This window comes from Aquimarina mycalae (assembly GCF_029906345.1).
Lineage (GTDB): Bacteria > Bacteroidota > Bacteroidia > Flavobacteriales > Flavobacteriaceae > Aquimarina.
Genome location: NZ_JARYGY010000001.1, coordinates 239,366 through 258,638 on the forward strand (window position 1 = coordinate 239,366; position 19,273 = coordinate 258,638).

A 19,273-nucleotide genomic window follows, 5' to 3' on the forward strand; every position below is an offset into this window, starting at 1 on the left:
AACTCTCAGAACTAAATTTTCATTCGCTACCGCTAGTCTGTGACTAGTGGTATGATAACATTGTTAAGCCTCAACAAGAAATCATCACTATTGGTTTCTAAAACTGTATGATCATCTTGATAATTTGTAGTTGCTACTCATTATCACAAAATACATGGTTAACAAAAAAAACAGCAACCCTATATATTTAAAAAAAATCATAAAAAACCTTAATGTACATAGCGTTACAATCGAGACATTGATTCAAGCAACTTCCAATTTTTATAACAGGAATAGTTTTTGATAGGAATACATTATCAATTTTTAGATTATGACAAAACACTACGCTGTATTACTTTTATTTTTAGCCCTGATTGTAACATACTCTTGTTCAAACAGTAATAAAGAACCTTATCAAATTCCAGATAATGCTACAGCTCTTATTGCAGGTGCTAACAGTAAAACCTGGAAAATTGCAAAAAGATATAATGATGGTCATAGAATGAATATGGCTGGATGTTTCTTAGCGCATAGGGCTACTTATTTTTCTAATATGACTATGAAAGATAATAATGGAGATACATCCAATTGCGGACCCTCATTAGTAGCAGACTGGGAAATTATTCAAAATAAAGCAGGACATTACTTCATTAAATTACAAAGTGATCAACTTCCAGAATTAATGAATATAGATAAGAATTATAAGTTTTTTCAAATTACATATCTAAGTAAAGACACACTACAAGTACAGTTTAGACATGCGCAATTTTCGAGCAAAGTAAGAACCATTATAGATACCTATGTACAAGAAGATGTACTAGTACCTAACAGAGATTTTCATAATAAGTAACATAACAACAATCCTATTCTCTACATAACTTCGAGAATCATTTTCTCAAACTGATCTTTTGAAGCTTCGCATAATGGACATTCGTAGGTATCTGGTAATTCCATGAATTCTGTACCTTCCGCAATACCAGATACAACATCTCCTACTGATGGATCATACACGGTTTGACAATCCTGGCATTGGTACACCTCAATTTCTACAGTCTCTTTTTTAGAAGTAATTCCTGCAAAACTTTCTTCATCATTTTTTCCCAAATTTTGGAAATATGTTTTAGTAAGTTCTAACAATATGGCTGGCAAATCCATTTGATCTATATCTTGCGCATATACAATGTAACTTCGGGTATTAGCATCAAAATTTTTGGCATACAATACATTATACGTAGGTCTAATCACAAAATCTTTTACCGCGCTAGGTGTCTTATTTTCTTCTATAACTACTGATGTAAAATACCTTTTCTGATTACGTCGTATGCTTATCGCAAATGTCATCCCATAGGTACTAATATCATTCTGATCAAAATTCATAACCAGAAATTTTTTAAGGTCTAATGCTTTCTGACTACCTACAGGTAAATGCCAGTTTAGTTCTAAGGCAGAATGACGTACATTTATTCCGAATTGGCCCAGAAGTTTCTCCAGTGCCAGTTTACATTCCTTTGGTATCCCTTTAATGATAAATGATTTCCATGGAGTTAAACATATTTTTCCGATTCGATATTCTATACAAAATTCGCAAAGTGCTTTCAGGAATGTAAGATCATATTGATTATTCCTCCAATATAAGCCTAACCAGTATTGATTGATTCCCATTTTATTCATGCCTTCATAATAGGGAAATGGTTTAAAATTAACCCGCAATGGTTTTTCGAAAATTCGGTTATTCGTATCAATACTTTCATTAAGGAACTGAAAAAGTTCATCTACCGTATTTACTTTTTCGTATACTCTTTCAATTTCTTGAGCAACTTTAGCAATATCCCAAGTAAATATTAGTACTGGATAAAATACTTCTTCCCAACCAGGTAACTTTAAAAATAAATACCAATAATCCTCATGAGTTGAAGCGATAAAATTAAGATCTCCCGAAAACAACGAAACCAACTGTTGTTGAGGATCACTTATATTGATTTTTAATTGAGGTTTATATCTGAATTGTTCAAGAATATATAAATATGTTGTGCCACGTAACCAAACAGTAGAATTGAAAATATCTATAGAAACGTAAGAACAACTTATATTTTGCTCCGTTTCAGGAGTAAAAAAATCAGAGTCAAATGATTCGTGTTCTGCAACCACATTTCCTTTTTCATCCTTTGAAGGGAATATGATATCTTGTCTGGATCCGAAATGAAATGTGTTTAGTCCTAGCGTTTCAGCATACAAAATAAAACGCTGCATTTCGCTTGGCGATAAAATTCCACCTTTTATATTTACTCTATGCATAAATTCTTCCATCCTTACGCTAATTGCATTACATTATTTAGCACTTCTTTTACTTCTGGCTTACAACTTCCGCAACCTAATCCAGCTCCTGTTTGTAAGCAAAGTTCTGAGAAATCTTCACAGCCCGATTTTATGGCTTCTTCCAGGTTACCTTCTCCAACCTGACTGCAAGAACAAATTAGTTTACCAAGTACAGGTTCATCTGGTTGTGACGACCTTAGCAACTCATCTCTTTTTTCTGATAATTCTATTTTCTCTTCGATCAACCTTTTAAAATCGGCAAACTCACTCTTATCTCCCATTAAAATTGCTCCGACCAACCAATCATTTTTAATGATGCATTTTTTATAAAAACGTTTCCCTACATCCATAAAAATCACTTCTTCATACGATGGATCTTCTTTGGGAACATCAATATTTCCAATACTACATAAATCGAGATCTTCAAACTTTAAAATATTCATGAATACAGATCCTTTATAAATGGCGCTAAAATCTCCTAAAAGATATTTTGCTACGATATCAGCTTGTTGTTCTGCTGCTGCCGTAATACCAAATAGATTACCTTCAAATTCGGCAATCTCACCAACTGCAAAAATACTCGGATCACTAGATTGTAAATATTGATTTACCAAAATTCCTCTTCGACAATCAACACCTACCGCTTTTGCTAAATCTATATTAGGAATCGTACCAATAGAATATACTACTGCATTACACGCAAATGACTTTCCAGATTTTAGATTTACCAGTAATGAACCAGAATCTTGATTAAAAACAGTATCTACTTCGTTATCAAAATGAATTTGAATTCCTTTTTCACGAACATCCTCTGCCAACAGACGACTTGCTACAATATCTAATTGACGCTCCATCAATCGATTACCACGTTGTACAATTGTAATCTTCACTCTTTTCTTTCGCAATGCTGCAGCCAATTCTAACCCTAATAGTCCTCCTCCGACTATGGTAACATGTTGTTCATGATCAGGCAATCCTGTTTCTTCTAAAAATGTTTTTAGCTTATCAGCATCACCTCTATCTCTCATGGTAAACCTTCCTGGCAGATGTATTGGCACTTCTTTAGGAACAAAAGCTCTACTTCCTGTTGCCATTAGGACTACATCATAAACATGTTTTTCTCCTCTGCTATCAATAAGATATTTTTCTTCCCTATTGATTTCAGTAATCGGATTACTAGTAGATAAGGTTACATTAAGAGATTCCATGCTTCCTTCCCGCATTTTTTGCAACTGTTTCCAAGTTAATTCCTCGCTTACATATTCTGGTAATAAAACACGGTTGTAAAAAGGGTATGGTTCTTTAGAAAATACGATAATATCATCTTCGGTATTATGTTCTCGATATGTTTGTATAAAACGATATGCAGCGGTTCCAGCACCGATGATACAAATTTTCTGTTTCTCCTTCACAAATTTTGAAACTTGTACCGCAGAGAATTTAAAGTCTGGTTCCTTAGAAATTGGGTCAATAATACTAGTTGTTAGATTATTAGCTCGACCATAATCATTTCCTAATACTTTACCCCAATGCATTGGTAAAAACACTACTCCTTTACCTATGGTATCGCATACTTTTACAGTAACTTGTACCTTTCCTCTTTTACTTTCTACAATAGCAATATCGCCATCTTTAATCTTTCTTAGAAAAGCATCCACTTGGTTCATTTCCAGAAACGGATGCGGTATATGCGTTAATAGCCTATTTACTTTTCCTGTCTTTGTTCTAGTATGCCATTGATCTCGAACTCTACCTGTTGTTAGAATTAAAGGGTGTTTCTCTGTCAATAATTCTGATGTAGGCTTAATAAACCTAGGAATCATAAATTTGGCATTACCCGTATCTGTATAGAAACGTTTATCTTGAAATAGACGAGCGGTTCCCATATGTCCTTGCTCTGGTACAGGCCATTGAAAACTACCTTCTGTTTTTAAACGATCATAACTTAAACCTGAAATATCAATATTAGTACCCTTTGTAAGTTGGCAGTGTTCCTTATACACTTCTTCTACAGAGGTGTAATCAAATCCTCTGTAATCCATTCGCTGTGCAAATTTCCATAGAATCTCGGCATCTGGCATAGCTTCTCCTGGTGGATCTATTACTTTATTGAGGTACGTAATCCTACGTTCACTATTAGTCATCGTTCCTTCTTTTTCTGCCCAACCTGCAGCTGGTAATACCAAATCGGCATATTCTAATGTTTCTGACCGATGCGAAATATCTTGCACTATAACGAATTTTGCCTTTTGGAGTGCTTTTTCAATTTTATTGGCATTAGGAAGACTAACTAGTGGATTTGTACAAATGATCCATATTGCCTTTAGTTTTCCACTTTCTAATGCGTCGAACATTTCAGTAGCCGTCAATCCTAGTTTTTCCGAAATCTCTTTTCCTCTCCAAAAGTTGGCAACTTCTAGTCTGTGTTTTTCATTACTTAGATCCTTATGTGCTGCCAATAGATTTGCCATTCCTCCTACTTCTCTGCCACCCATTGCATTAGGTTGGCCCGTTAATGAAAAAGGTCCAGATCCTGGTTTTCCGATATGACCGGTAAGTAACGATAAATTTAACAACGCATTATTTTTGTATACTCCTATAGAACTTTGGTTTAGTCCCATTGCCCACAGTGTTATAAATCCTTTAGCATTACCGATATATGAAGCAGCTTTTTTGATGTCGGTTACTGCTACTCCACAAACTTTAGATGCTTCAGTTAATGACATGGACTGAAGCGATTCTTTTAATAACTCATAATTATCAGTATGATTTGCGATGAAGTTTTTATCAACTTTTCTTTTATCAATTAATCGTTTAGCAATGGCATTATATAATACTATATCAGTACCAGGAATTATTTGCAAATGCAGATCCGCAATATCACAAGATTGTGTTTTTCTAGGATCTACGACAATGATTTTGGTATCGGGATTTTGTTCTTTATGAGCTTCAATTCTTCTATATAAAATTGGATGACACCAAGCTGGATTCGCTCCTGCTATCATAAAACAATCTGCAAGTTCTATATCGTCATAGGCTATAGGAACACTATCTTCTCCTATGGCTTGCTTGTATCCAACAACAGCAGAGCTCATACACAATCTGGAATTGGTATCAATATTATTAGTACCTATAAAACCTTTAGTCAGTTTATTTACAAGGTAATATTCTTCTGTAAGACATTGTCCAGAAACATAAAACCCTACACTATCTGGACCATATTTATTAATGATTGAATTAAAAACTGCTGCTGCTCGATCAAAAGCCTGATCCCATGATACTCTTTGTAGTTCGTGCCCTTTACTCCATCTCATTTCGGGATATAGGACCCTATCACTTTTGTCCTGAACCACATGATGTAAGTTCATTCCTTTAGAACACAACATTCCCTTATTCACTGGATGATCAGGGTCTCCTTCTACAGTAATGGCACCTTTAGCATCCTTTTTAGCAATGATTCCGCAACCAACACCACAATAAGAACAGGTAGTTTTATAAGATTTAAATGCAGTCATATATCGATTTAAAAAACACTTAAGTTACTCTTCAAAACTAAGTATTAATACGTATTCATCATAACTTCAAATCCTTTTTATAGCGTAAACACAAAAGAATTACGGATTCGACAAAATATGTATGATTAAAAAATGATTATAGGATTTTAAGGCTATAACTTTTATTAACTTATAGATACAAAAAAGCCGGTTACAACTTCTTGTAACCGGCAACACAAGAAACACTTAAAGCTACTAGTTCTTTAAGGTTTCAAACACTAAGTTGTATAAGGAGAATTCAAAAGTATCTTCTGAATATAAATTTCTATTAGCATTCTAAATTGGCACTTAAAAACTAAGTACTGAAATATTACTTTAAATATACCAATATTACTCAAACAGATTCTAAAACACTTGTCTTTTTGGAAAAATTTATCAACTATAACGTTTCAGGTCATGCTGCTCTTTCAATTTTTCTTAATAATCCGATTTCTATATACTCCTTTATTTTATTAATTTTTTCAATTTTCTTAGTATCAATAGGTATCCAACCGTCAATCTTAATCATATCATTAGGATTGCTACTAAAAAACATTTCATACTCATAGGTTTCTAGGTGATTATTGATCCCGTACGAATCGGGGTTATTTTTTATCTTATCCGAAATGCGTTTCTTAACGATTTCTATTTTGGATGCAAAATCTAGGTTTCCAGTATCTCTGTGTATTTCTACATCCAAAAACTCCGTAATCGATATACTTATTAATTCTTCTATATTCATACTCTCTTTTTTTTTGTATTAGATATAACTCAACAAATCTGAATGTTATAAGGAAAAAAACCAGTTACAATTTCTCATAACTGGTATCAAAATTCATTTTTCGATATATTAATTATAAGCAGGAACTGCTTTCATTTCTTTTTCTACAGCTTTTTCATCTTCAGTAGAAAACTTAATTGCCAATGATACGATTGCAGTAAAAACTACAAAAACTCCAATAATAAAATATCCACTTGACACTGCTTCAGAAGAAGCTAAAGCTTGTGCGGCTTCTACCGCTTCCTGACCTAAACTTTGATTCTCGGCAATAGCAGTTTTTTCTGCAATGGCTGATTTTGATTTTAATACCATCGCAGCCACAAATGCACCAACATTTCCTCCTGCTCCTACAATACCCGAGATTGATCCTATTGCCTTTTTATTAATAAAAGGCACTACAGAAAAAGTAGCTCCTTCTGCCATTTGAACTGTTAAACTAAAACCTACTAAAAATACAATACCAAAAGCTAATCCGGTCATTCCTGAAAATAATGATAACATTAGTCCTTCAACCGCAAGTATCGCTGCTAAAAATAGTACGCGTCCTCTTAATCCCTTAAGTTTACCAAACTTATCACCAAAAAAACCACCTAAAGTTCTAGCAAAAATATTCATTAAAGCAAATGATAAAACCAAGTTACCTGCTGTAGATCTTTCTAACTGAAATGTATTCTGAAGATAATCATCCATTGTTCCGTATACAGTGAGTTCCATTCCAAAACAAGCTGCATATACTACAAATAAAATCCATACTCTATAATCCTTAATAGCACTCAAAAAACTTACTTCATCCTTTTTTGACTGTGGTAACTCTCCTTTAGCTTTTAAGGCTGCATAATTCCCTTGTGGTGTATCCTGAGTAAAAAAGTAATACACTACTCCCATTAGAAAACAAACAATACCCGCAATCACCATACAGTATCTCCAAGCTTCTGTTTCGGCTACTCCAAAACTTATCACAGCTGCAGCAATTAATGGCATTCCTAAACGATTTGCTCCTCCACCAAGATTTCCCCATCCCGCTGAAGTAGCATTCGCTGTACCTACGATATTAGGTGCAAACATTATAGAAGTGTGAAACTGAGTGATTACAAATGATGCTCCGATAAATCCAATAAACAACCTACAAATAATAAACTGCAAAGGAGTTTGCACAAAACCCAACAGAATTACAGGAATCGCGCCTAAAATCAATAACCAAGTATAGCAAATTCGTGGGCCGTACTTATCACATAACTTACCAATCAATAATCTGGCAAAAACGGTACCTGATACTGCAACAATAATCGAATTCCATTTTTGATCAGGTGACAATCCTAGATCTTTTACTACATCTGGCATAAACGGAACAATTCCGAACCAGGAAAAGAAACAGATGAAAAACGCTATAGAAGTTATCCAAAAAGTTCGAATTGGTAGACTTTTTAGATTTAACAAATTCAAGGTTGTAGATTTACTATTAGTAGTCATTATTACTTAGTTTTTAGTTTTACACATCCCGTATTTCAATATAAAATACGTAATTACTGACCAAAACTAAGTACAAATACTTAAATAAAACTTCTAAAACTCTTATAATTGACAATCTCAGAATATTATTATGATATTCACAAATACACTATGAGTAATTTAAAAAAAACGAAATATTGCATTTGTTAGAATCAAAATATCATAATTCATTTTTCTTTAATTAGACACGTTTCGCAAAGCTTCAGAACTAATGTTTGTTAGTTGTATAACGGTTTTATTTTTCTTAGCAATCCAATTTCAATATATTCCGAAATTTTTTCTACTCTTCCTATATTACTTGTTTCTATAGGCACCCATCCATCTATTTTAATCATATCATTAGGGTTACTACTAAAAAACATTTCATATTCGTACTTATTAAGAGTATTTAAATCACCTAAAGAGTTTTGCTTATTTTTTATTTTATCTCCTATTCTTTTTTGCACAATTTCGATTTTAGAAGCAAAATCTAAATTTCCAGTATCTCTGTGTATTTCTACATCCAAAAATTCGGCAATTGATACTTTAATCACCTCTTTTAAATTCACCATATTCATTTCGTTTTGGGTTATTATTCAATGTTCTAAAAAATTAATCAAATGTTCTCTATATTTATAATAGTCTGGATGATCTAATACATCCTTTCTAAGACGAGGACGTTCAAAATCAATATTCAGTATATCTCCAACTTTAGCTCTGGGACCGCTAGTCATCATGATGACTCTATCTGCCAAAAATATAGATTCATCTACGTCATGAGTAATCATGATTGCTGTAATTTTTTCTTGATTCCATACTTCAATAAGTACATCCTGAAGCTCTCCTCTCGTTAGCGAATCTAGCATTCCAAAAGGTTCATCTAATAATAAGACCTTTGGTTTGAGAGCAAAGGCTCTGGCTATACCAACACGCTGTTGCATTCCCTGAGACAATTCTTTAGCCTTCTTGTGCATAGATTCTTCCAGTCCCACTTTAGATAAATAATATTTCACAATATCATCTCTATCTTTTTTTGTACCGTGAGCAAACACCTGCTTTACTCCCAGCATTACATTATCATATGCAGTCATCCAAGGCAATAGACTAGGAGACTGGAATATCACACCTCTATCTGGACCTGGTCCTTTTATCGTTTGGTTATTCGCTACAATAGTTCCTCTTGAAATTGGATTAAGCCCTGCTATCATAGTAAGCAAGGTAGATTTACCACAACCTGAATGACCAATAATCGAAATAAACTCTTCATGCTTAACTTTTAAATCCAAATCATCTAAGACAACATAATCTCCTTTTGGTGTAGGGTAAATTTTAGTGAGCTGAGAAATATCCAGCATATATTTATCTTCGAACAACCCGTTATCAGATCTACGGACTTTTGATTCTTCTAATGTTTCCATTTCTTTATTTTTTAACTAAAACTTATACTCCTGAAAGGAGCTTGTTTGATCCTTGGTTTAATATCGGGCAATACATATGAATTCTCTTTTTTAGAAGCTCTCTGCTCTCCTATCTGAATAAGATATTCCATGATACCATTACGAAGTTTTTTATACGCTTCATTATGATTCAGAGCGGTTTTATCTCTTGGCCGTTCCAGATCAATATTGTACACTGGACCAAGGGTAGCTTTGGGCCCTGGTTTTAAAGGAATAATACGATCTGCCATCAAGAGACCTTCATCTACATCATTGGTAATTAATAAAGCTGTCTTTTTATCTTTGTTCCATATTTTTAATATTTCTTGCTGTAAATTTCCTCTGGTCAAAGCATCCAAAGCACTTAGCGGTTCATCCATTAAAATAACATCAGGACTCATAGATAAGGCTCTGGTTACAGAAACTCGTTGTCGCATTCCACCAGAAAGCTCTTTCGGAAGTTTGCCTATAGCTGGAGAAAGGTTTACCATCTCTACATAATCTTCTACGCGTTTACTCCTATCTTTTTTAGACATCTTCTTAAAAGCCTCTTTCACAGCCATCCCAACATTATTCCGAACATTCAACCATGGTAGTAATGAATAATTCTGAAAAATCACTCCTCTTTCATGACTAGGTCCAGTTACAGGTTTTCCTTTAAATAAAACTTGCCCTTCATCTGGCATTAACAACCCAGATATCAGGTTTATCAAGGTTGTTTTTCCGCTACCCGTAAACCCTACAATTGCTACAAATTCTCCTTCCTCGATTTCCAAATTAATATTAGATAACACCTTAGTATGATCTTTTCCTGTTCCAAAAGATTTGGATACGTTTCTTAATTCTATATACGCCATCTTATAATTTTTTTAGACAGTTTCTTCTGTAAACGTTACAAATTTCTGAATGGTAAGCATAATACGATCAAGCAAAAACCCGATGATACCGATAATAAACATTGCTACAATTATTTTAGAATTAGAATCATTTGCGCCATTTTGAAACTCTTCCCAAACAAAGGAACCTAATCCAGGACTTTGTGCTAATAATTCTATGGCAATTAATACCATCCAGGCTACGGACAAGGTAATTCTCAACCCAGTAAAAATTAATGGAAAGGAAGACGGCAAAATGATTTTGAACACTTTTTGCGCAACACTTAACTGCAATACTTTAGCAACATTTATATAATCCTTATCAACAGACGATACTCCCATACTGGTATTTACCAATGTTGCCCACATCGAGCATAATCCAACGCTTATAAAAGAAATAATAAAGGAACTATCAGAATCAGATCCCCTAGTTAATGTTTTAACAATCATAAACACCAATAACAACCAAACCACAGGTGATACTGGTTTAAATATCTGAATTAACCAATTTACTGAAGATCTCAACGTCTGGCTTAGTCCAAGCATAATTCCTATAGGAACCGCTATGAATAACGCTAGTAAAAACCCTGCAAATACGGTTTTTAAACTGGTTAATATCTGATCCACAAAAGACGGTCTACCAGTATAGGTTATCGGAGCTAAACCCTGTTCTTTTCTTTGAGCATTAGTAGCAGCTACTTTATCTGCAAAAGCCGATTTTTTTCCTGATATAATTGCGTGATCTGCCAGTAACGATTTATAAGCTACCCAGACTTGAACTGGAGATGGAAGCGTATTAGGTTGACAGCTTATATCTCCAGATTCAATACAGGTACGCATTTCTAGTGCTCCAGCTTCGCCTTGATCACTAAGTGCTTTTTCTATTCTGGCATCTTTTTCAACATTGTATAAATAAGTAGCTCCAGAATGCCATAGCAATAAAAACATACCTACAGACAAAACAGGGAGTAAAATCTTCTTGAATAGTCCTATCAAATTTTTTTTCACTTCTTCACCCGACGCTAATCTAATAGCTGGTTCAAAAAAACCTAATCCCACAAAATTGAGAATATGGATTGATCTATCTTTCATTTATTTTTATTTAAGCCTTCGAATTGCTGTATACTTATCTGATTCGAAGAAAATTGGAACACCTTATTATTAAACATTATTATTTAGGAAGGGAAATAGAAAGAGCAAATGCTCTTTCTACTTCTCTATACTTGAAACACCTTCCACATTTTCTTTGTTACCTATACCAAAGCTATTAATATACCCTATCGGGTCTTTAGCATCGTATTTATTACCATCTATAAAATCTGTAGTTACTGGTTTATAACCATCTGTTTTAGGTAATTCTGAAGCTTGGAGATGTCCTTCTTTTACTAAAAGATTTGCGGCTTTTGTCCAAATATCAGGACGATAGATATCTTTTATTGTCTCATCATACCAGGCTGCTGGCTTGCTTTCTGGGATTTGTCCCCAACGTCTCATTTGCGTTAAAAACCAGATTCCATCAGAGTAGAAAGGATATGTCGCGTCATGTCTATAAAACACATTAAAGTCAGGCATTTCTCTCTTATCTCCTTTTTCGAATTCAAAAGTTCCAGTCATGGAATTTGCGATCACTACTTCATCAGCTCCAACATATTCTGGCATGGATAATATTTTTACAGCTTCAGGACGGTTTCCAGGAGTATCTAGCCATTTTCCTGCTCTAATCAATGCCTTTGTTACTGCAGTTGCTGTATTAGGATATTGCTCCACAAATTTCTTTGTCATTACAAACACTTTTTCTGGATTGTTTTTCCATATATCATAATTTGTGGTCACTGGAACACCTATTCCTTTAAAAACTGCTTGCTGATTCCAAGGCTCACCTACACAATATCCGTATATAGTTCCAGCTTCAAGTGTAGCTGGCATTTGAGGTGGAGGAGTAACTGACAATAATACATCTGCATCAATCTGTCCTTGAATATTATCTTTAGAGTACATTCCAGGATTAATTCCTGCCGCAGCTAACCAGTATCGTATTTCATAATTATGTGTAGAAACTGGAAATACCATTCCCATCTTAAAAGCTTTTCCATCATTTTTATATGACTCTATAACTGGTTTAAGAGCTTCTGCTGATATTGGATGAATTGGTTTTCCATCTTCTCCTTTAGGAACATTCGGTTTCATTTTAGACCAAACATCATTAGATACTGTAATACCATTACCATTAAGATCCATAGAAAACGGAGTAACCAATTCTGCCTGTCTTCCAAAACCCGCTCCTGCCGCAATAGGTTGTCCTGCTAACATATGAGAACCATCTAGTTGACCATCAATAACACGATCCAATACATTTTTCCAATTTGATTGTGCTTCTACAGACACAAAAAGCCCCTCATCTTCAAAAAAACCTTTCTCCTTAGCTATCGCCAAAGGAGCCATATCCGTTAGTTTTATAAAACCAAAAGTTAACTGTGGTTTTTCTATTGTTAATTTTAATCCTTCCTTTTTTTGCTGTTCAGCATTGTTAGATGCTATTTCCTTTTTCTTTTCCCCACCACATGACATAATTATCATTGTGGTTAAAACGATTAATATTTTAAAATTCAATTTTTTCATAATTCAGTTTTGAAAATTTGCTAATAGAACAATACAAAACTAAGTATAAATACTTATTTAAAAAGTTTTTAATCTTAAAAACTACGTATTTTTATGATAAATTATGTATTCCAAAAATTTTTATATTCTTGATTAAATTTTTATTAAAAAGAGTACCTAATTTTGACAATACGTTATCATGCTTAAAACAATAAGCATCAAGAAATCAGTAAAAACGGTGTATAAAGAAGTTTTTTTTAGGATCAAAATAAAAAAACCTCATAACCACCTGAAGTTATTGGTACTAAAAAATGTCAATTTTTTAGGTTTAAAAGTTTTAAACAAGAGTATTTGGAATAATCAAAAAAATAAGTATTTTTACGTAGTTTTTTATGTAAGTATAGCATATGATCTTAAAACATTCATCATACCTTTTAAACAAACTATAATTTATTTATTAACCCAAAATAACCACTCATGAAAAAAAGCATCATTCTAGCATCAACAATACTATTAATATTATGTCAAGTAAATCTTTTTTCTCAATCCCAGAACTATGGTACTATAACATACGGAAAAGCGGTAAACATATCTGGAAAACAACGAATGTTATCCCAAAAAATGTCTAAAGCTTATCTACTAATGGCCAAAGGAATAAATGACGATGCAATTAAAAAAGAATTAAACTCAAGTAAATTTATTTTTGAAAAGCAGCTTCAAATTCTAACAAAGAATGCAACAAGCACTTCCGTTAAATTGTCCTTAAAAAAAGTTAATCAACTATGGGAAATATTCAAGGAAGTAATCCTTAGTAATCCTGATTTTCAAAATTCTACAAGAGTTATGAAACTGAATACAGACTTACTTAAAGCATGCAATAAAGTGGTCATTAGTATTGAAAATAATTTTAACTACAATAATCAATTTTTCCAAAATAAAAACAAAGAACTGGTAAACACCATAAATGTATCGGGAAAACAGCGAATGCTTGCTCAAAGATTATGTTTGTACTACATAGCTACAACCATATTTAAAGAAGGCAAACCAGAATACAAAAAAACACTAAGCGATGTATTCACAGAATTTGACAATGCGATAGGAAACCTATTAATTAACAGTTACAACAGCACAGAAATTGAAGAAGAGTTAGGCTTAATCATGTCATATTGGGAAAAATTTCAACTGAACAAAAAAGGCTTGTTAAACAATGACTTTCCACTGCAAGAAATATTCTTAACCACAAATGAATTAACCAAATCTTTTAATAAAATTACTGGTTTATACGAAGGTATTGCCAATAATTAGTCTTAAAAATACAGGGTTAGGGAATCATATTGTATTCTCTAGCCTTTTTACTTAGCTCCAACACATTTTTAACTCCCATTTTTTTCATCAAATTAAAGCGATGAACCTCTGTAGTACGTTTACTAATATCTAATGCTGCGGCTATATCTTTATTAGTCATACCTGAAACCGCCAACTTTAGTATTTGATTCTCTCTTTTTGTAAGATCAAATGGATTTTGAACTTCTACAGTTGTCATCAGAACTTTATCAGGTTTTATTGACGTAGCCCCAACAGCTCCCTTTTTAAGTATATTTTTCACCAATATAGAAGATACGTCTCCGCTAAAATATTTATCTCCTTTACTCACTGTAGCTAGTGCTTTCAGAAACTCCTCCTTACTCGCACCCTTCAATAGATAACCGTCTGCTCCTGCATTAATAGATTGTAATATATATTCATCAGAATCATGCATTGATAACATAATAGTTTTAGAAGAAACCGATAAAGTGGTCAATTTTTCTACCGTTTCAATACCAGACATTTCTGGCATTCTTATGTCACAGATTACAATATCAGGTTGTAATGACTGAACTATATCTATCGCTTCTCGCCCATCAGAAGCTTCTCCGATAACCTCATATTGATTTTCATCTTCCAGAAGTGAACGTATACCATCTCTAACCAAAAAATGATCATCTACCAATACAATACTTACCATACTTATATATACTTAATTAAGCTACTACCAGTGCGAATTATTCACTTAACAAAGATATGAATAATTCAAAAACAGCCTCATAAATTTAATAATATAAGAATTTAAAATACGTATTTTCATTTAAAAAACAATACAAATCTAAGTATTAATACTTAGATTTGCAATCGTTAATTAATTTTTGCTAATAGAACTATTAAAAAGAACATAGGAACAATGCTAGTAGTTTGCTCGCATAAAGAACAAAATTTAACAGATGAAAAACAAATTACAATTTACCATAATATTATTATTGGTATTAGTCTTTAAGGGAAACGCACAAGAGCTTAGTATAGATGCAGATATCAGGCCTCGATTAGAATATTCTCATGGTTTTGGTAATCTAATTCCTTCTGGGGCAGATGCGGCTTTATTTGTGCAACAACGCTCCCGATTAAAATTTGGATATAAAGCCGACAAATTCGGTGCCTATATTAGTGTGCAGGATGTAAGTGTATGGGGAGATACTCCTCAGATCGCTGCAGCTGATGGCAATAATAGTTTCTCACTGGCGCAAGCCTGGATTGATTTTAAGTTTGGTAACGGATGGTCTACCAAATTAGGAAGGCAAGCACTTTCATATGATGATCAAAGAATCTTAGGAGGATTAGATTGGGCTATGCAAGGAAGGTTTCATGATGCAGCTCTTATTCAGTATAAAAATGAAACTGGTTTAAAACTGGACGTTGGTTTTTCATTTAATCAAAATGGTGTGAGTAGAGTAAATACATTATTCGATCCCAATAACAATGGCAATGCAAGAGCTGTATTTGATTATAAAGGAATGGCATATTTATGGTTGCATAAAGATTGGAAAACATTTTCAGGTAGTTTACTTTTTGCAAACAATTCTTATCAGAATTTAGATACAGATGGTCAAACCCCTATTGATGGTACCGTAAACAGACAGACTTTCGGAACACATTTGGTAGCAAAACCTACAAAAGGATTAAAGTTTGCTCTGAATCTCTATGCTCAGACAGGAAAATTTACAGAAACTGTGGATCTCGCTGCCTACAATGCGGGATTAGAAGTTACATATAAACCAGGGAAAACTTTATATGGTATTGGAGCAGAATTACTAAGTGGTGATGACAATGGAGGAAGTGATGGAGAAATTAAATCATTCTTTCCGATTTTTGGAACCAACCATAAGTTTAACGGATATATGGATTATTTTTATGTAGGGAATCATGCGAATAATGTAGGACTACAAGATATATATGCCAAAGTAGTTGTCAAAACAGGAACATCTAATAGCTTACTTGCTAAACTTCATTATTTCTCTGCAGCAGAAGACATTGCAGGAACTAATGATAAATACTTAGGTACAGAATTAGACGTAGTGTTTACACAAAAAATATTGCCATATGCTACTTTAAAAATAGGATACTCACAAATGTTTGCGGGTGACAGTATGGAAGTTCTTAAAGGAATTACCAATCCTAGCGGTTTACAAAACTGGGGATGGGCAATGCTAATAGTAAAACCTAATTTCTTAAAATGGAACTCTAAACCAAAGGAATAGTTTTTTGATCATATTTAATCTAAAACCTGTAAAATTAGTTTCACAGGTTTTTTTAGGTATTATTTTGAAATTCTCAATTTACAACACCTATAATTACGTAATTCTCACTAGTTAAATACGTATTAATACTTAATTTTGACCTATAAATACGTAACTCATGAAGAAGGTAGTAGTAATAGGTAACGGAATGGTAGGCTATAAGTTTTGTGAAAAATTTGTGGCCTCAGAAAAATTTATTGATTATAAACTTATAGTCTTTGGAGAAGAACCAAGACGAGCATATGATAGAGTACATCTAAGCGAGTTTTATGATGGCAAAACAGCAGAAGATTTAAGCATGTCTACAGCTAATTGGTACGAAGATCATAATATCGACCTTCATACTTCTGAAATGATTACAGAAATTAATAGAGAGCTAAAAACAATAGCTAATCATCGTGGAGAGACGTATTCATATGACTATTTAGTACTAGCAACAGGTTCTTCGGCATTTGTGCCTCCTATACAAGGCGTTGATAAAGAAGGTGTTTTTGTATATAGAACCATCGAGGATTTAGAAGCCACTGAAGCATACGCCAAAAAGTTAAAAGCACAAGGAAAAACAGAAGCTGCCGTGCTTGGAGGAGGATTATTAGGACTTGAAGCCGCAAATGCAGTTAAAAATTTAGGGCTAAACGCCCATGTTGTGGAATTTGCTCCTAGACTAATGCCTAGACAATTAGACAAAGGTGCTAGTGATATGTTACAGTCTAAAATCGAAAGTTTAGGTCTTAAGGTTCATCTTTCAAAACAAACCCAATGTATTCAGGGAGATAAAGCTATTGAAGGTTTGCAATATATTGACAGTACTGAATTAAAAGTAGACATGTTAGTCGTATCCGCAGGTATACGACCACGAGATGAGGTTGCCAGAGAAGCAGGATTAGAAGTAGGTATTAGAGGCGGTATTATAGTCAATCAGCAAATGCAAACTTCTGATAAAAATATTTATGCTATTGGAGAATGTGCTTTACTAAATAACATGATCTATGGTCTGGTTGCGCCAGGATATGATATGGCAGAAGTTGCTGTAGAACAAATTACTGGAGGCACTAGTGCCATGCCAGAATATATTGACATGTCTACACAGCTTAAACTAATTGGTACTGAAGTAGCTAGTTTTGGCGATGCCTTAAATGATGCAAAAGAAGACGTTGATGAAATCACCTATGAGAATAAACGTAAAGGAGTTTACAAAAAAATAAATGTTTCTAAAGATGGCAAAAAGCTATTAGGAGGAATTTTGGTAGGTGACTCTTCGGATTACAACGCTCTTTTCCAAATCTACATTAACGGAATGAAACTTCCAGAAGAACCCGAAGATCTTATATTAGGTAGTCGAGGCGGTGATGGCGGTGGACTTCTGGGTGATGTAATGGATCTTCCAGAAGATGCTCAAATTTGTTCCTGTGAAAGTGTAACCAAAGGTCAAATATGCGGAGCTATTGAAAATGGAGAGGCCACAGATGTTGCTGGAGTAATTGGATGTACGAAAGCAGGAACTGGTTGCGGTGGGTGTAAGCCTATGGTTACCGATTTAACGAATGCTACTCTGAAATCTTTAGGTATTGAAATTAAAGATGGAGTTTGCGAGCATTTTGACCTAAGCAGACAAGATTTATATAAAATTATTCAAGTAAAAGGATACATCACATTCGATGAAGTATTAGACAATCATGGAACTGGAGGTCACGGATGCGAATTATGTAAACCACTTGTAGCTTCGTTAATGGCAACTATCCATGCTGATACCGCTAATAAAGAGTATGCTATTCAAGATTCTAATGATCGTTTCTTAGCTAATATCCAGCGTAACGGAACATATTCTGTAGTCCCTAGAGTTCCTGGAGGTGAAATTACTCCCGAAAAACTTATTGCGCTAGGAGAAATAGCTAAAAAATACGATTTATACACTAAAGTAACTGGTGGTGTCCGTATCGATTTATTTGGTGCCACTCTAAATCAATTGCCTTTAATATGGAAAGATCTAATTGACAACGGTTTTGAAAGTGGTCACGCCTATGGCAAATCATTGAGAACAGTAAAGACCTGTGTTGGTTCAACCTGGTGTCGTTATGGAATGGATGAGAGCGTTAGTTTTGGTATTGAACTTGAAAATCGATATCGAGGAATTCGCGCACCACACAAAATTAAAGGTGGAGTTTCGGGATGTATACGAGAATGTGCTGAAGCTCGCGGAAAAGATTTCGGTTTAATCGCAGTAGAAGGTGGATGGAACCTATATGTTGGAGGAAATGGTGGCGCAACACCGAGACATGCAGAATTATTTGCCGAACAAATTGATAATGAAACTGTAATTAAATACTTAGATCGCTACTTAATGTTCTATATGCGTACAGCAAAACCATTACAAAGAACAGCAGCTTGGCAGGAACGTTTAGAAGGTGGATTAGAATATTTAAAAGAAGTTATTATTGATGATAAGTTAGGTATTGCAGAGGATTTAGAGAAAGAAATGAAAACATTAGTTAACAAGTTTGAATGTGAGTGGACTCAAGCCATCAATGATCCGGAAATAATGAAACGTTTTAATCATTTTGTTAATAGTGATGAAGAGGACGATAACATTGTTTTTGTTCCTATGAGAGAACAAAAAATGCCAGAACCGTGGAAATAATAAAAACAGCTTATAATTTAA

14 protein-coding genes are annotated in these 19,273 nt (G+C 33.9%); 4 read left to right on the forward strand and 10 right to left on the reverse strand.

All coding sequences use genetic code 11. The features are described from left to right. Window positions 1–310 precede the first annotated feature (310 nt). Window positions 311–829, forward strand: a complete 519-nt coding sequence (locus QBK95_RS00965) for a lipocalin family protein (RefSeq protein WP_280929594.1) — start codon at window positions 311–313, stop codon at window positions 827–829. Between the two features lie 20 nt (window positions 830–849). On the opposite strand, the gene QBK95_RS00970 is transcribed toward QBK95_RS00965, so the two are convergent. The 9 genes from QBK95_RS00970 to QBK95_RS01010 all read right to left on the reverse strand — a co-directional run bounded on the left by QBK95_RS00970 (window position 850) and on the right by QBK95_RS01010 (window position 13,027). Continuing rightward, on the reverse strand, window positions 850–2,286 hold the full coding sequence (locus tag QBK95_RS00970; protein WP_280929596.1) for a rubredoxin: 1,437 nt from the start codon (window positions 2,284–2,286) through the stop codon (window positions 850–852). Window positions 2,287–2,288: 2 nt separating this feature from the next. Continuing rightward, a complete protein-coding gene (locus tag QBK95_RS00975; protein WP_280929598.1) occupies window positions 2,289–5,810 on the reverse strand; it encodes a nitrate reductase in 3,522 nt (1,173 codons plus the stop codon). A 433-nt stretch (window positions 5,811–6,243) separates the two neighbouring features. Further along, complete coding sequence (locus QBK95_RS00980) at window positions 6,244–6,570, reverse strand: hypothetical protein (protein WP_280929600.1); 327 nt, start codon at window positions 6,568–6,570, stop codon at window positions 6,244–6,246. 108 nt (window positions 6,571–6,678) lie between these two features. Beyond that, on the reverse strand, window positions 6,679–8,079 hold the full coding sequence (locus QBK95_RS00985; RefSeq protein ID WP_280929601.1) for an MFS transporter: 1,401 nt from the start codon (window positions 8,077–8,079) through the stop codon (window positions 6,679–6,681). 257 nt (window positions 8,080–8,336) lie between these two features. Then, the gene (locus QBK95_RS00990) at window positions 8,337–8,669 is read right to left on the reverse strand and encodes a hypothetical protein (RefSeq protein WP_280929603.1); all 333 of its coding nucleotides are present in this window, start codon (window positions 8,667–8,669) and stop codon (window positions 8,337–8,339) included. Window positions 8,670–8,693: 24 nt separating this feature from the next. Further along, window positions 8,694–9,515, reverse strand: a complete 822-nt coding sequence (locus QBK95_RS00995) for an ABC transporter ATP-binding protein (RefSeq protein ID WP_280929605.1) — start codon at window positions 9,513–9,515, stop codon at window positions 8,694–8,696. A gap of 11 nt (window positions 9,516–9,526) precedes the next feature. Continuing rightward, on the reverse strand, window positions 9,527–10,390 hold the full coding sequence (locus tag QBK95_RS01000; protein ID WP_280929607.1) for an ABC transporter ATP-binding protein: 864 nt from the start codon (window positions 10,388–10,390) through the stop codon (window positions 9,527–9,529). Between the two features lie 12 nt (window positions 10,391–10,402). Continuing rightward, window positions 10,403–11,500 carry an ABC transporter permease gene (locus tag QBK95_RS01005; RefSeq protein ID WP_280929609.1) on the reverse strand — a complete coding sequence of 366 codons (1,098 nt, stop codon included), beginning with the start codon at window positions 11,498–11,500 and terminating at the stop codon, window positions 10,403–10,405. 117 nt (window positions 11,501–11,617) lie between these two features. Then, window positions 11,618–13,027, reverse strand: coding sequence for a CmpA/NrtA family ABC transporter substrate-binding protein (locus tag QBK95_RS01010; protein WP_280929611.1), 1,410 nt, complete (start codon window positions 13,025–13,027; stop codon window positions 11,618–11,620). A 456-nt stretch (window positions 13,028–13,483) separates the two neighbouring features. Here QBK95_RS01010 and QBK95_RS01015 point away from each other — a divergent pair, with 456 nt between their 5' ends. Continuing rightward, entirely contained in the window at window positions 13,484–14,311 is an 828-nt protein-coding gene (locus tag QBK95_RS01015; RefSeq protein WP_280929613.1) for a type IV pili methyl-accepting chemotaxis transducer N-terminal domain-containing protein, read from the forward strand. 16 nt (window positions 14,312–14,327) lie between these two features. Here the strand turns inward: QBK95_RS01015 and QBK95_RS01020 are convergent, their stop codons facing one another. Next, window positions 14,328–15,011 (reverse strand): response regulator transcription factor, encoded by a 684-nt coding sequence (locus QBK95_RS01020; RefSeq protein ID WP_280929615.1) that lies wholly within the window; start codon window positions 15,009–15,011, stop codon window positions 14,328–14,330. 253 nt (window positions 15,012–15,264) lie between these two features. Here QBK95_RS01020 and QBK95_RS01025 point away from each other — a divergent pair, with 253 nt between their 5' ends. Both QBK95_RS01025 and nirB read left to right on the forward strand, forming a co-directional pair. Next, the gene (locus tag QBK95_RS01025) at window positions 15,265–16,575 is read left to right on the forward strand and encodes an alginate export family protein (RefSeq protein ID WP_280929617.1); all 1,311 of its coding nucleotides are present in this window, start codon (window positions 15,265–15,267) and stop codon (window positions 16,573–16,575) included. 157 nt (window positions 16,576–16,732) lie between these two features. Then, the gene (gene nirB / locus QBK95_RS01030; protein WP_280929619.1) at window positions 16,733–19,252 is read left to right on the forward strand and encodes a nitrite reductase large subunit NirB; all 2,520 of its coding nucleotides are present in this window, start codon (window positions 16,733–16,735) and stop codon (window positions 19,250–19,252) included. The last annotated feature ends 21 nt before the right edge of the window (window positions 19,253–19,273 follow it).

Coding starts and splice junctions, on each gene's coding strand:
- QBK95_RS01015 (WP_280929613.1), top strand. CDS start 13,484: ATGAAAAAAAGCATCATTCTAGCATCAACAATACTATTAATATTATGT.
- QBK95_RS01010 (WP_280929611.1), bottom strand. CDS start 13,027: ATGAAAAAATTGAATTTTAAAATATTAATCGTTTTAACCACAATGATA.
- QBK95_RS01020 (WP_280929615.1), bottom strand. CDS start 15,011: ATGGTAAGTATTGTATTGGTAGATGATCATTTTTTGGTTAGAGATGGT.
- QBK95_RS01025 (WP_280929617.1), top strand. CDS start 15,265: ATGAAAAACAAATTACAATTTACCATAATATTATTATTGGTATTAGTC.
- QBK95_RS00985 (WP_280929601.1), bottom strand. CDS start 8,079: ATGACTACTAATAGTAAATCTACAACCTTGAATTTGTTAAATCTAAAA.
- QBK95_RS00990 (WP_280929603.1), bottom strand. CDS start 8,669: ATGGTGAATTTAAAAGAGGTGATTAAAGTATCAATTGCCGAATTTTTG.
- QBK95_RS01000 (WP_280929607.1), bottom strand. CDS start 10,390: ATGGCGTATATAGAATTAAGAAACGTATCCAAATCTTTTGGAACAGGA.
- QBK95_RS00975 (WP_280929598.1), bottom strand. CDS start 5,810: ATGACTGCATTTAAATCTTATAAAACTACCTGTTCTTATTGTGGTGTT.
- QBK95_RS00965 (WP_280929594.1), top strand. CDS start 311: ATGACAAAACACTACGCTGTATTACTTTTATTTTTAGCCCTGATTGTA.
- QBK95_RS00995 (WP_280929605.1), bottom strand. CDS start 9,515: ATGGAAACATTAGAAGAATCAAAAGTCCGTAGATCTGATAACGGGTTG.
- QBK95_RS00970 (WP_280929596.1), bottom strand. CDS start 2,286: ATGGAAGAATTTATGCATAGAGTAAATATAAAAGGTGGAATTTTATCG.
- nirB (WP_280929619.1), top strand. CDS start 16,733: ATGAAGAAGGTAGTAGTAATAGGTAACGGAATGGTAGGCTATAAGTTT.
- QBK95_RS01005 (WP_280929609.1), bottom strand. CDS start 11,500: ATGAAAGATAGATCAATCCATATTCTCAATTTTGTGGGATTAGGTTTT.
- QBK95_RS00980 (WP_280929600.1), bottom strand. CDS start 6,570: ATGAATATAGAAGAATTAATAAGTATATCGATTACGGAGTTTTTGGAT.